Below are 12,982 nucleotides of genomic sequence, written 5' to 3'. Positions count from 1 at the left end.
TGTCGCGGCGTGCTTTTTTGCTCGACTGCCAGTCAAACCCAGCGACGCGATCGCTGATAAGTATATGCCTGCATCGCGATCCATTCAGCCTGGCAAGCCAGGAATCGCAACGCCGAACGTTTGCAGTATCAGCACGACATTGAACAATAAGACCACGAATGCCGCCAGGGTGGCGATCACAGCGATGAACGCGCGATTTCTGTAGATGCCCATCACGTCCTCGCGGCAGGTGAACCATAGCAACGCGGCCATCGGCAGCGGCAACGCGAGGCTTAATACAACCTGACTGAGGACGAGCGCCTGGGTCGCATTGACTCCAAGCGCCACCACGACGAAACTCGGCACCATCGTGACGGCCCGGCGCAACCATAACGGAATGCGAAAACCCACGAAGCCTTGCATGATCATCTGACCCGCCATCGTGCCGACCACGGAACTCGATATGCCCGAAGCGATCAGCGACAACAGAAAAATCCCTGCCGCCCCAATGCCTAATAGCGGCGCCAGTGTGTGATAGGCCGTTTCGATCTCCGCCACCTCGGGATGCCCGTGATGAAATGCACCTGCGGCCATGATCACCATCGCCATATTGATGAGACCGGCGATGGCCAATGCAATGACGACCTCGATATTCGAGAATTTCAGCAACTTTTCCCGCTCGCGCTCCGTTCTCGCGGGTGCTCGCCGTTGCGTTAGTCCGGAGTGCAGGAAAAGCGCGTGCGGCATCACCGTTGCACCCACGATTCCGACCGCAATCGTGAGCGCATTCGCGTCGGGCAATTGAGGGGAAAACGTATGGGCCAGGACACTCGGCCACGCGATCGGCGTGATGAACAATTCGGCAAGGTAGGACAACCCGATGATGCCGACGAGCGCTCCGATCGCCAGTTCAAGAGGACGGAAACCGGCGCTCTCGAACAACAGCAGGCCGTAAGTCACTACCGCCGTGACCGCCATACCGGCGAGCAAGGGCATATGAAACAGTAACGAGAGTCCGATCGCGCCGCCGAGAAATTCGGCCAGATCGGTTGCCATCGCGGCAATTTCGCTTACACCCCACATGATCAGCAAGACGGGTTTCGGAAACCGTTCGCGACATAGCTCCGCGAGGTTTCGCCCTGTGACGATGCCGAGCTTCGCCGAGAGCGCCTGAAACAGCATCGCCACAAGGTTTGCCAACAGCACCACCCAGAGCAACGCGTAACCGTATCTGGCGCCCGCCTGAATATTCGTCGCAAAGTTGCCCGGATCCATATAGGCAACAGAGACCACCACTGCCGGTCCCGCAAACGGCAGAAGCATCAGCGCGCCGCGGCGGCGGCCATCCAATACCTCTCTTACCGCAAGCGTTGTGCGCTCGGTTCTCGTCGCCGGTCTGGCTGCCTTACGAACGCGATCGTCCAAGCTGTGGCTCCTTGCTCATGAAAATGACAGGAGTGCCCGATTTACCGGGCAGGCATGGCATTCACGGCATCGCACTGCTGATTGCACCGAATATGCCTCGCAACAGCGGAGCGACCGCCGTGCCCATATCGGACATAATAATCAATGTACCGCAGAGTGTGATTGTCCACCCCGACGCGAGCTTGAGCAGGCGAATCGGGGACCGTGCACCGAGGTACCGAGCCGTCGTCGCGACGGCATTGAATCGAGGAGCCGCGCCAATACTCATCGTTGTCTCCGTGTCTATTGATGGCCGCCCGAAACACGCCGGCAACGGCCGTTTTTTTGCCGGTCCTCGACCCGAAGACCGGTTGTAGCGTCACTATTTTCGGCCGAGCAATTCGGCGCCGGCGCCAAGCGCCGGTCCAGCGGTCGGATCGATCATGTCCGGCTTTTTGGCAATCAGTGTCTGGGTGGTCAGGATCAAACCGGCGACCGAAGCAGCGTTGCGTACCGCGCTATAACTGACCTTGACCGGATCGATGATGCCCGCCTCCATCAGGTTGACGAACTTGCCCGTGCGGGCGTCGAGACCCACGCCCGGTTTCGCACGCACCGCCTCGGACACGATCGCCGCGCCGTCAAGGCCGCAATTGGTCGCGATGTGATAGAGCGGTTTCGTCAGCACGCGCTGCAGCAATCTCGCACCCTGTTGCACACTGCCGTGGGTTCGCGCAATCACGCCTTCGAGTTCCGCGGACACGCGCAGCAGCGCCATCCCGCCGCCTGGCACGATGCCCTCGGCAATCGCCGCGCGTGCCGCATTGATTGCATCCTCGATCAGGTGAAGCCGGCGCTTCTGTTCGACCGGCGTGGCGCCGCCGGCGAGGATCATCGCGGTACCGCCGGACAGCTTGGCGAGACGCACCTGAAATTTGTCGCGTTCGACATTCTCCGGGGCCATCTCATACTGCCGCGCGACCTGCTGACGGCGTGCGGCAACAGCAGCCGGATCGCCGCCGCCAGCGGTAATGATGGTCTGGTTCGACGAGATGCGCACCTGCCGTGCGCTGCCAAGATCGCGCAGTTCCGTGGTTTCGAGCTTGCCGCCCAGATCACGGGCGATCACCCGCCCGCCAGTGACGATAGCAATATCCTCGAGCATGGCCTTGCGCCAATGCCCGTACTCCGGCGGATGAATCGCCGCCACCGGCACCCCGCCGTTGTCCCGCCACGCCAGCAGGGCCATGACACAGGCGGGGGCGACCTCCTCCGCAATGATCAGCAGCGGGCGTTTGCTGTGTGCGGCAAGCGCCTGTAGCGCCGCCACTTCCTCTGCCGACTGCAGCCGCTGATCGGTCATCAGAATGAGCGGATTGTCGAGCACCACCTGCATTCGTTCGATGTCCGTGACCATATGGTGAGAGAGGTAGCCGCGATCGAACGCCATCCCATCCACCACTTCAAGACGGGTTTCGACCGTCGTGCCGTACTCGACATCGACGATGCCATCCGGCCCCACCCGCTCGAGCGCTTCGGCCACCATCGCGCCGGTGACCTCGTCATTGGCGGCGACCACGGCCACGGCGCGTACCTCTTCGCTCCCGCGCAACGGTGTCGCTGCCCGCCTGAGCGCCGCGATCACCTCGTCTACCGCGATCTCCAGCCCCTGAACCAGTTCAACGGGGTTGGCGCCGTCCGCGAGACACGAGAGACCCTCCTGGACCAATGCATCGGCCAGCACGGTGGCCGTGGTGGTGCCGTCGCCGGCGACTTCATTGGTCTGCTTGGAGACTTCGCGCACCACCTGCGCGCCGATGTTTTCGAACGGATCTTCCAGCTCGATCTCGTTGGCGATGCTCACACCATCGCGCGAGATGATCGGCGTGCCAATCGGACGGTCGATGATCGCATTCATTCCGCGAGGCCCGAGCGTGCCTCTTACCGCTTTGGCCAGTTTGGCGACACCGCGGCCGAGCGCCATGCGGGCCTCGTCGTCGTGCAGCATGATATTCGGCATGATTCATCTCCTCCTGTTGGAATATTCTGGATTGCTACATTTCGAACCGATTCCACCGTGTTGCCGAACTACGCGAGCCTGACAGCGCTCTTCCAATCGCCGAGCGGCACGAAATGCACGGGCTTGATCTCGACTTGCGGCACGGCTGCGGCTGCGTCCTCCTCGCCGTACCGCGCCGCCAGCAAGCCGCGACACAATGCACTGTTGAATTCCGCATTGACGCCGACCCGCCGTAAGGCGCGCAAGTATGCGCCAAGCCCGTCCGCATCGAGCAACGCACCGTGACTGTCGACGAAAGCTGCTTCGTCGGCCTGCGCAGCGTCAATGGCACAGCCTCTGACGACGAAGCGCCGCGCCAGGTAGCGTTCCACGAGTCGCCGGCTTGCGGAATCATCAGGCAAGCCAGCGAGTTCCGCCACGCTCATGCGCACGAGCCGCGCAGGTTCAAGGCCCCGTTCGAGCAGCGACGTCAGGAGCGCTTCCTGTCGCCGCTGAAAAGCCTTGACCATGAAGGTCCGGCGGATGTCCTCGAGTTCACCGCTAGCCTCAGCGCCGAAGGTGTCCTGGAATGACCGCCCGGCCGCCACACCGCGGTTGATCTCGTCGGCATACATATGTTCGCCGAGTCCGATCGTCACCTTCGTCACCCACGGTAAGCCCGCGACAGCAATGCGCATGTCGTCGGCCATCAGGAAGGCAAAGTTGGCGGCGCACCAGTACGTCGGCAGCCGGAAGCCAATCTGCACGCCGCCGCCGGCGTCCACCTCCACGCGGGTGACGAAACCCAGCTCGGTCACCGATTCGTCGAGTTCGGGATCGGCGACCGATGCGAGTTGCGCCCACACCTCGGCGGCCCGATCGACGGCGGCCGTTGCAGCTTTCGCGCTCGTGGCGACCATGGTATTCATGCCCCGACCGCAGCCGGTTGCCGGACATCCTTCAGCAACTTCTTCTGCGCCTCGACGTCAATACCGTACAACCGCGCCGCATTGAGCCCGAGAATCTTCTTCTTCGCCGTCAGCGACAGTTGCACGCCGGTTTCCTTGCTGACGGACTCCGGCAATTCGAAAGCCATGAACTTCTCGATCAGCCACTTGGGCGACCAGATACCGTAGTCGCTGCCGTAGAGGATCTTGTCTTCGCCGATCCAGAACAGCAGCTCCGAAATCACATGCGCGAAGTACTCGGGACGCGTGTGAATGAACGGCAGCACCACCGCAAGACCGCCGTAGACGTTCGTCTCCTGGGTCGCGATCCAGCAGAAATCGTCCAGACGCGGCAGGCCGCAGTGCTCGACAATGAAGTTCAGGTTCTGGAAGCTGGTCGCGACGTCGTCGACATCGGCAACGTCGAAAGCGTCGCGATTCAGCGGCAGGATCGTCGGGCCCTTATGGACGTGGATATTCCTGATGCCCAGCTTCTCGCAACGCTCCAGGTACTTCTGCACGCTCGGGTCCGACAGCTTGTAGCCCTTGCTGTCACCGCGCCACTCCGCCGTGTAGAGCTTGACGCCCTTGATCCCATACGTCTCGGACAGCTCGTCCAGATAGTCGAGTCCGGCCTCGCCGTCGCGCGGGTCGAACGCGCCGTTGACGATGAAACGGTGCGGATGCTTTTTCTTCAGCTCATAATTTTTCTCAGTCGTGTTGAATCCGTTCTTGTAAAAGTCCGTCAGGTAAGTCGGCTGGCAGATTGCCATGTCGTCGTAACCTTTGACAAACAGGTCGTCATACATGACTTCCGGGCCGTAGTTGTCGAACTTCTCCTTCGGCCACAAATACTCCTTGGGACTCAGGTTCGAGTGATACGCGTAAAAGCAATCGATGAACTGCTGGCCATGCACGTTCTTCAAGTTGGCCTTGCTGCCGTCCCATAGATGGACGTGTCCGTCGATGATGAAAATGTCTTCACCGTCCGTGGTTCGATACATGGCATGTGTCTCCGTAGTTGTTGCGAGCGGCCCGCCACCCGTCAGGGCGGCCGGACGCCTCATCAGATAGCGGGCTGCACGATCACTCGTAGGCCATCGCGTCGTCCATGTTGCCGAACAGCACGACGGTCTCGTCATCGACCATCACCATCCGCCCATAGTGAGTCGAGGTGGATATCTCGAACAGATGCGGGGTCATCTCCCGGCCCAGTGCTTCGCTGATCTCGCCCATTTTGAATTCGATCTTGCCCTGCCCATCGATTCGGATCATGGCGGGCAGATAGGTCACCGTGATGCCGGGCTTATGGGTCATCAGTTCGGCGATAGCACGAGCCTCGACGCTGTCGTTCATCGTGACGCCGCACTGATGGGAAATGGTCTGCTCGAAGCGAACATCTTTCATCGACTTGAAAATGTTGTCGTTGTGCACTGACATTGCGTACTCCTCTTCGCGGTTGGGTTGTGCGGTTAGCTTGCGCGGTCAGATCAACTGGGCAAGCAACCCGTCAGGCCTGGAGTGTCAACGGAAAGTGGACGCCAATCTCTCTGGCGATCATCTCCGCCCGCTCGATCGAGCTGTTCAGGCAGTCATTGAACTGCGCCGTCTTCACATGCGGAATCGACCAGATCGGCTGCAGGTGCTTCGCGGCCGAAGCGGCAAGCGCACCGTGCTTTTCCAGCCACTCTCCGAACAGCTTCCGATTGGCCTCGCCGTGCCTCGGATCGTTGGCCAGCATGTGAAACAGTTCAACGGCATTGGCCAGATTGCGCTCGTAGTCCCCCTCCGCTGCGGACACGACCGTGGGCGTCAGGAAATCGTTCTGCGAAGCGGCGACCTGCATGATGAAACCGCTGCGGAACAGGTCCGCCACCATCGGCTCGAACACGACATTCACCGCAAAGTACTTTTCGAGGAAGTCGGTGGCGCCGCCGATAGCCTCGACCGCGCGACGCGTTTCCTGCCAGATGGGATCGTTCAGCCAATGCTCCTTGCCGGCATCAAGATCCATATTCGCCAGGTCTAGTGCGATCTCACCCAGGTAGAGCGTCAGGTCCTGAGCGAAGCGCAGCTTGTAGGAGGCGTTGGTCAGGATCGCGCTATTGATCATCTGCGTGTAGCCGTAGCGCTGAGCGTGCATGGCGGCGGTGCCGAGACCGAACTCCGCATGTTTGTACGCGCCAAGATGCTGCTCCAGCACCTTGACCCAGGTCTTATCGAAGCGCTTCACCGCGCCCGAGCGCCGCGCGTTGTTGACGGCGCCCGTGATCATGCCGACGATCGTCGACTGACGCTGGTAGTGCGTGCGTTCCCACTCCTCGTCGACCGCGCGGAATTTATGCCAGTCCGTGCTTTTGACTGCCGTCCACGTTTCCGAATAGGTCGGCGTACCATCTGCGAACGCGAGAATCCAGTCCTGAAGCAGATAGCGCTTCGGGTCCGGCTGGACATCGACGGTCATGTCCTCGTAGTGAGTCGCCTTGCGTCCCTTGGGTTCGAAGTAGTTGTACTTGCGGCTCTCCGAGCCCGCAAACTGGGCCGCGCCGGCTGCGCCTGATTTCATCGGTGCGACTTCCTGTAGCGACGTGCTCATGTTGCTCCTCCTTCCTCTTTCGGTTATCGGACTTTCGATCTGGCGCGATGCCTTGGCTTCCGTCAGCGAATAGCCTGGGTAAACTTGTCGAAATAGAGCCGCTCGGGCGCAACGCCCGCCATCTGCAGGACCGGCATCACTGCGTCGATCATCGGCGTCGGACCGCATGTATACGCGTCGATCTCACCGTCCAGCGATTCCTCACGCAATGCACGGCCCAGCACTTCGTGAATGAAGCCGGTCGCGCCGGTCCAGTCATCGCCCGCCTCGGCATCGGAAAGCGCCGGAATAAAGCGGAAATCAGGCAGCCGATCCTCCAGTTCCGCGAAATCGTCGAGATAGAACAGATCGCGACGGCTGCGAGCGCCGTAGAAGAAACGAATCGGTCGTTCTTCGCCGCTTTGCACGTGATCGTTGAGGATCGACCACAGCGGCGACATCCCCGACCCTCCGCCTACCAGCACCATCGGCCCCGGTTGGTCCTCACGCCGGAAACACGTGCCGTACGGTCCCTTCGCCACCAGCCTGTCGCCCGGTTTCAGACCGCCGTCCAGTTGCGACGAGAAGGCGCCGTTGGGATACTTCTTGATGATGAATTCGAGCTTTCTCTCACCGTTTGGCGTGCTCGCCATCGAGAACGATCGCGTAATACCGAGGCCGGGAATCGTCAAGTCCACATACTGACCCGCCCAGAAGCGCAGCGGCCGGGACAACTCCACCTCCAGCAGCCTGATGTCATGCGTCAGCGCGGTGATCTTCGTCAGCGTTGCGTCGTATTCACTCACGGCTATCGAACGGCGCATGAGGTCTTCGTCGTAGTTCAGCAGTTCGACCGTCAGATCGCTGAAGGCGAGTGTCCTGCACAACAGGATGTGATTGGTTTCGCGCTCGTAGTCAGGCAAAGCGAAGGTCGAATACTTCTTCATTTCGACATCGCCCTCGATCAGCAAAGACTTGCAACTGCTGCACTGCCCCTCCTTGCAACCGTGCATCACCGAGATACCCTGGCGAAAAGCGGCATCGAGCACGGTCTCGCCTTCCTCAACCGTCATCTCCACGCCGACCGGTTCGAATCGCACGGTATGAAGTACCTTGTCCTCTTCTGCATCCGGCATGTCGGCCCTCTTCTCTTGCGTGTCACTCATGTCCATGTCGCCCACCTCGCGCTTCTCGTTCGTCCGGGGCAGCCGCGCCGCTGCCGCCGGACGACATGACCTCGTCAGTTCACCGGATTGATCTTGAAACCGGCGCGATATTCGGCGATGTGCTTCTCGCGCTGTTCCGGTGTCATGTTGCGCAGCAGAACGATCGGGCTCTGGATCGTGTGGCCGCGAACATCGTCGAGCGTCCACATGTTCCTGTCGTCGAAACGCAGGTGCGGTTGCGGCACCAGTGTCTTGCCGTCACTGCGCACAAAACCGAGATCCTTGATGCAATCGGCCAGATCCCAGCCGTGGTAGCACTCCTCCCATTCGCGGCGTCCGCTGAAGCGTCCCATTGCCGGAGTCGGCCGCCCCTCGTATTCCGAGGCGAACGCCACCTTGTGAGTCCAGCGGCACAATTCAGAGCAGTACGTGTAGAGCTGACCATCGACCTCGTCGACCACGAAGTCTTCACGGATCAGGCAAGGCACCAGACAGCTCCAGCAGCGGTGCGGATACACATAGCCGTTCTCCTGGTCGAACAGCATGTTGGTCTCGCCGGGCACGCTCTTTTTCGCGTACCACTTCCAGAAGTCGCCGAATTCGGCGTACCAGCCCGGGTACTTGTGCTCGAACCACTCGAAGTCTTTTTCGGTCTGCGCTTCGATGCGCCAGAAGTTGACCGGCCAGCCCACGGCAAAGAACTGCGCGACCTTGTGGACATAGTTCTGTTTGACGATGCGATCCCAGGCGGCGGCGACATCGTCGTGATGGATCTTGATACCGTATTTTTCCAGCGGAAGCATGTAGGTACGGTAGTAATCCTCATAGATCCACCGGTGCCACAGCTCGGCATACGATTCCTTGTTCTTGTCGCGATCCGCGGTGCCGTATTCGATGAACGTACCGATTGCCGCATCGACGATCGCGTGGTTTTGCCAGAAGGCGTAGCGCAGGTCGCGCTCGAGCAGCAGGTGATTGTCCGGGTCGTTGATGATCGACATCACCAGCGAATGGCCGTTGCCGATGTGCCGGCTTTCATCGGACTGCACCGAAAGAAACACCGTCGGCAGCGCATAGTCGCCGTTGCGTGCCGCTTCCGACGGCATGGCGACGAACAGCGTATTGGTGAATGCCGTTTCAGCGACCACCTGTAGAAACACGTTGGCCGCGGTGACTGCATCGCCGGTGAGGAAGCCTTCGGCAAACTGACGGCCGATGGTGGTGGCGTAGCATTTGCCGAATGCCGCCTCGGTAATATCGAATCCGGCGGGATCGATATAGTTCTCCATGTACCACTTCTTCAGATTCATCTGGATCGTCGAGTGCCGGAACTCGTCGACCATCTGCATCGTGAAGCCGGTTCGCAGCTCTTCGCCGGGCGCGAGCCGTCCAAGCATCGCCATCGAACGTGCCGCCGAGATTTCCGGGAACGGGATGATCGCAAGGAACAGCTTCATCCACTCGACCCAGCGCGGCTCGACATTGCGGAACATGTCGCCGCGCAACGCCGCGTCGAGCGCGCCATAGACACGATTATCCTTTTCCTCCTGCATCGGAAAATAGGAGCGCAGCACCTGCTTCATCGGGTCACGCGGCGCCTTGCTGATCTTGTAGTCGGTCGGGAAGGTCATCGCTTCCTGGACGTAACTGGGTGTCCAGCCGAGATCGGCGACGCGACGGGCCGCCTCGCCGATACTGATCCCTCGCTGCGAGGTGATCTTGTTTAGCGTTAATCCATCAGACATTGGGCTCTCCTTGTTCCATTTCACGATAACCGTCGTACGGCGACGCTTCGGGGCAGGGCTGGCCAGTGCCGCGGCCAGAGTCAACAACGCGGGTGTAGTCGCACACGCTAGCGAAGATTGGCGGGAGCAATGCTGAAGGACGTATGTCCAGATTCGTTCTTCATGAATGTGTCTCCTGCCATTTCTGTTTTGCGCTTCGGGACTGCAACGCTTTCCTTGTGACTTGCCCTAATAGAGCGACAAGCGTGCCAGGCAACGTTGGCTCAGCGTTGATGAGGCTGAGCCGTGCAAACAGGTCTTTGTGAAGCCATCAGCGCAAGTGTTCTGTTGTGTTATGCGACATTCGCGTTTGATGGACCTGTCCGATATTGGGACATATCCCCTGCCGATTAAATAATCTGGTGTACTGATCTAACTTCGTGAATGACGGCAAGAGGAACCGCAAAAAATTCAGATGCGAACCGCTACTACAGGCCGATCCCCCCGTGACTCTCGCCCTTATAGATCACGCTGGGAGAGTTATTAGCAGGCGGCTTGCCCTCGGCGACAAAGCGCGCGGCGAGGATCATCGCGCCCATGGCGAAATCTTTGCCATAGGCCGCGATCATCGCGTCTGCGAGCGAGCCTAAGCGCTCGAAGAACTGGTCCTTGGACGGGTATTGCTCATTCATAGCTGCCTCCTTCCTCGCATGTGATGAATCTCGTTACAGGCTCATCCCGGACTTCTGAAGCGGAACAGCAGGTCCGGCAAGAACACGAGCGCAAGCTCGCCAGCCTCCGTGCCCAACGCTAAGCGTGCGCCGTCAGGAGACCATGCAACCGTGCTGACCGGACTGCTGCCGGAATGCTTGACGACCAGGACATCGCCGCTGCCCGGCTGGCACAGCAGCACCGCGCCGCTGTGGTAACCCACCGCGATTAGCGGATGCGTGGGATGGCAGGCGACCTGGCTGACCGGCGTCTTGCCGGCCACGCCGCATTCGTGCGGCTGGTCATCGCCGCCGGGCGGATCGAACCGCCAGCAGACAGGTCGCAGACCACCGCTCGTTGCAAGAAACCGGCTGTCCGCGGAAAAAGATAGCGATCGAGGTTGTCCCGGGTACCCGCCCATTTCGATGTCGCCACCGTCGGAGAGCCGCCAGCCGTGCAGCGCGTTTTCTTCCATACCGCTCACCAGATAGCGGCCGTCAGGGCTCCACGCGACGGTGCGGTGATAACCGGGCCACGCCAGATGGCGTTGGTCAAGGGTGTCAGCGGACCATAGGGTGACTCCGCCTTGATGCGAGATCGCCAATTGCGTGCCGGCAGGGTCGAAAGCGAGGGCAGTCGCCGAACCGGGCAACGTCAGGCTGCCGGGCTTCGTCCCCAGCAAGTGAACCCGGCGGCCGCTTGCATACGCACGGCTGCCTGCAGGACTCGCGGCGACCAGGTCGATCCACTCGCCGGCCAGGTCCGCCAGGACTTCGCTGGCGCCATCGACGTTCAGGTGAACGAGGCGACCGTCGTCACCGCCGCTGAGAAATCCTCCTGCAGGGTCGGCGGCCAGCCCAAGGCAGGTACCCTCGTGGACGCTAAAGCGCGCCAGTGGCGTGGGCGGCGCTTGCGCCTGCACGAACTCGACACCGCCGCTCTCGCGCGGCGTGAGCCGCGGCCCGCCTTCCCATGTGCCGGTTGCGAGCGCCAGCGTGCCGTCACCCAGCGCGAAGCCGGCGTATAGCCCGGTGACGTCCCAGACGGCCGCGACAACGGGCGCCTCCGCCACCCAACGCGCGCCGAGCAATTCGATCAGAGGCGGGGGCGCATTCATGAGTCGATCTCACAGTGTCGGATGCTCTCGCGCAAGCCGCGCCGATCGAGATTGCGCCCGATGAATACCAGCCGGCTATCCCGATGTTCGTCCACTCGCCAGGGTCGGTCGAAGTCCGTGTCCATCGTCATGTGTACGCCCTGGAAGACGAAGCGGCGCTCCGATCCGGCCAGGTCGACGATGCCTTTCGCCCGCAGCAGATCCTGGCCTTGCTCAACCACCAGTTGCTGCAGCCAGGAGAGGAAGCGGGTGCGCTCGAGCGGCTTGTCGACGCGCAACGACACGCTGTCTATGTCGTGACTGTGCCGTCCGCGATGCATGGAAGCGCGAGAATCAGCGCGAGAGTCGAGGGGAACATAGCGATAGCTGCGGTCGCCACGCGGCAACGCGCTACCCTCCTCTTGCGACGGGGCGAGACGCATACGCTTGAGATCGAACGCGCCGCGATCGAGCAGCGTAGCGAGTGGCACCGCACATCTGACACTGGGCAGCAGTTCCGCGGTCGGGTTGATGCGCCGGATTTCCTCCTGTATCGCCGCGAGCCCGGCCATGTCGACCAGATCGGTCTTGTTGAGCAACACGATGTCCGCTTGTGCGAGTTGCTCCGCCGCCTCGCGACTGTCGGAGAGGCGCGCTTGCAGGTGGCAGGCATCGGCGACGCAAATCACGCTGTCGAGGCGCGTGTGCTGCCGGATGAGATCGTCGATAAAGAATGTTTGCACCACGGGCGCGGGGTCCGCCAAACCGGATGTTTCGATCAGGATTCCATCGAAACCGCCCTTGCGTCTGACGAGTCCAGACACCACGCGAATCAGGTCGCCCCGCACCTTGCAGCAGATACAGCCGTTATTCAGATCGACGACTTCGTCTTCAGCGCCCACGACGAGATCACCGTCGATACCGATTGCGCCGAATTCATTGACGATCACCGCATAGCGCCGGCCATGCTGCTCACGCAGAATGCGATTAAGCAGTGTCGTCTTACCCGCGCCGAGAAAACCGGTGAGAACAGTGACCGGGATTCGATTCATTGCCAGCCTCCCCGGTTCGCGCCCGGAAGCATCGCGTCGAGATTGACCAACTCGTCTTCGAGCCGGATGCGCTCGGATTCGATCGCCTGCAACGCGCGTTCGGCGTCACTCAGCCGTTCACGCAATTGCGCGATGTTCCGCGTGCCATCGGGCGAGACGCCGTCGCGCTTCTCACATGCCAGCGCGCACGCCAACTCGATCTCGGCGCCCGCACGCCGGCTCTCGCCGCGCAAGTGGTGGGAGTTAACCTCAGTCAGTGCGATGACCAGTCGCATGCGCTCAAAGAGCCGCATTGCGTCTTGCTGCGCCACGGTGTTCTCCCTTCAAGC

Annotated in this window: 12 protein-coding genes; all 12 read right to left on the bottom strand. The window is 61.0% G+C overall.

Annotated features, from left to right (window positions below; all coding sequences use genetic code 11):
* Positions 1-84: 84 nt before the first annotated feature.
* A complete protein-coding gene (locus M0D68_RS28215; protein ID WP_266226009.1) occupies positions 85-1,404 on the bottom strand; it encodes an Nramp family divalent metal transporter in 1,320 nt (439 codons plus the stop codon).
* A gap of 361 nt (positions 1,405-1,765) precedes the next feature.
* The gene (locus M0D68_RS28210; protein WP_266226008.1) at positions 1,766-3,403 is read right to left on the bottom strand and encodes a molecular chaperone GroEL; all 1,638 of its coding nucleotides are present in this window, start codon (positions 3,401-3,403) and stop codon (positions 1,766-1,768) included.
* A 68-nt stretch (positions 3,404-3,471) separates the two neighbouring features.
* Entirely contained in the window at positions 3,472-4,311 is an 840-nt protein-coding gene (locus M0D68_RS28205) for a metal-sulfur cluster assembly factor (protein WP_266226006.1), read from the bottom strand.
* Positions 4,308-5,333, bottom strand: a complete 1,026-nt coding sequence (locus M0D68_RS28200; protein WP_266226004.1) for an amidohydrolase family protein — start codon at positions 5,331-5,333, stop codon at positions 4,308-4,310. The genes M0D68_RS28205 and M0D68_RS28200 overlap by 4 nt, the downstream gene beginning before the upstream one ends.
* A gap of 82 nt (positions 5,334-5,415) precedes the next feature.
* Positions 5,416-5,769, bottom strand: a complete 354-nt coding sequence (locus M0D68_RS28195) for an MmoB/DmpM family protein (RefSeq protein ID WP_093632508.1) — start codon at positions 5,767-5,769, stop codon at positions 5,416-5,418.
* A gap of 70 nt (positions 5,770-5,839) precedes the next feature.
* Entirely contained in the window at positions 5,840-6,925 is a 1,086-nt protein-coding gene (locus M0D68_RS28190; protein ID WP_200652856.1) for an aromatic/alkene monooxygenase hydroxylase subunit beta, read from the bottom strand.
* 62 nt (positions 6,926-6,987) lie between these two features.
* Positions 6,988-8,070 (bottom strand): NADH:ubiquinone reductase (Na(+)-transporting) subunit F, encoded by a 1,083-nt coding sequence (locus tag M0D68_RS28185; RefSeq protein ID WP_266226003.1) that lies wholly within the window; start codon positions 8,068-8,070, stop codon positions 6,988-6,990.
* 74 nt (positions 8,071-8,144) lie between these two features.
* On the bottom strand, positions 8,145-9,815 hold the full coding sequence (locus M0D68_RS28180) for an aromatic/alkene/methane monooxygenase hydroxylase/oxygenase subunit alpha (protein WP_093632506.1): 1,671 nt from the start codon (positions 9,813-9,815) through the stop codon (positions 8,145-8,147).
* 467 nt (positions 9,816-10,282) lie between these two features.
* Positions 10,283-10,486 (bottom strand): hypothetical protein, encoded by a 204-nt coding sequence (locus tag M0D68_RS28175; protein WP_093632505.1) that lies wholly within the window; start codon positions 10,484-10,486, stop codon positions 10,283-10,285.
* 41 nt (positions 10,487-10,527) lie between these two features.
* Entirely contained in the window at positions 10,528-11,622 is a 1,095-nt protein-coding gene (locus M0D68_RS28170) for a WD40 repeat domain-containing protein (protein ID WP_266226002.1), read from the bottom strand.
* Positions 11,619-12,653 (bottom strand): GTP-binding protein, encoded by a 1,035-nt coding sequence (locus tag M0D68_RS28165; RefSeq protein ID WP_266226001.1) that lies wholly within the window; start codon positions 12,651-12,653, stop codon positions 11,619-11,621. Before M0D68_RS28165 ends, M0D68_RS28170 begins: the two co-directional genes overlap by 4 nt.
* Positions 12,650-12,964 (bottom strand): hypothetical protein, encoded by a 315-nt coding sequence (locus M0D68_RS28160; protein ID WP_244179206.1) that lies wholly within the window; start codon positions 12,962-12,964, stop codon positions 12,650-12,652. The genes M0D68_RS28165 and M0D68_RS28160 overlap by 4 nt, the downstream gene beginning before the upstream one ends.
* Positions 12,965-12,982 lie beyond the last annotated feature (18 nt).

This window comes from Paraburkholderia sp. SEWSISQ10-3 4 (assembly GCF_030464785.1).
In the GTDB taxonomy this organism is placed as follows: Bacteria; Pseudomonadota; Gammaproteobacteria; order Burkholderiales; family Burkholderiaceae; genus Paraburkholderia; species Paraburkholderia aspalathi.
Note: the sequence above shows the minus strand (reverse complement) of the source record. Positions and strands in the feature narration are given on the sequence as shown.

What these genes read in the sequence shown, in the direction of transcription:
- M0D68_RS28210 (WP_266226008.1), bottom strand. Translation starts at nt 3,403, where the DNA reads ATGCCGAATATCATGCTGCACGACGACGAGGCCCGCATGGCGCTCGGC.
- M0D68_RS28205 (WP_266226006.1), bottom strand. Translation starts at nt 4,311, where the DNA reads ATGAATACCATGGTCGCCACGAGCGCGAAAGCTGCAACGGCCGCCGTC.
- M0D68_RS28200 (WP_266226004.1), bottom strand. Translation starts at nt 5,333, where the DNA reads ATGTATCGAACCACGGACGGTGAAGACATTTTCATCATCGACGGACAC.
- M0D68_RS28195 (WP_093632508.1), bottom strand. Translation starts at nt 5,769, where the DNA reads ATGTCAGTGCACAACGACAACATTTTCAAGTCGATGAAAGATGTTCGC.
- M0D68_RS28190 (WP_200652856.1), bottom strand. Translation starts at nt 6,925, where the DNA reads ATGAGCACGTCGCTACAGGAAGTCGCACCGATGAAATCAGGCGCAGCC.
- M0D68_RS28185 (WP_266226003.1), bottom strand. Translation starts at nt 8,070, where the DNA reads ATGAGTGACACGCAAGAGAAGAGGGCCGACATGCCGGATGCAGAAGAG.
- M0D68_RS28180 (WP_093632506.1), bottom strand. Translation starts at nt 9,815, where the DNA reads ATGTCTGATGGATTAACGCTAAACAAGATCACCTCGCAGCGAGGGATC.
- M0D68_RS28175 (WP_093632505.1), bottom strand. Translation starts at nt 10,486, where the DNA reads ATGAATGAGCAATACCCGTCCAAGGACCAGTTCTTCGAGCGCTTAGGC.
- M0D68_RS28170 (WP_266226002.1), bottom strand. Translation starts at nt 11,622, where the DNA reads ATGAATGCGCCCCCGCCTCTGATCGAATTGCTCGGCGCGCGTTGGGTG.
- M0D68_RS28165 (WP_266226001.1), bottom strand. Translation starts at nt 12,653, where the DNA reads ATGAATCGAATCCCGGTCACTGTTCTCACCGGTTTTCTCGGCGCGGGT.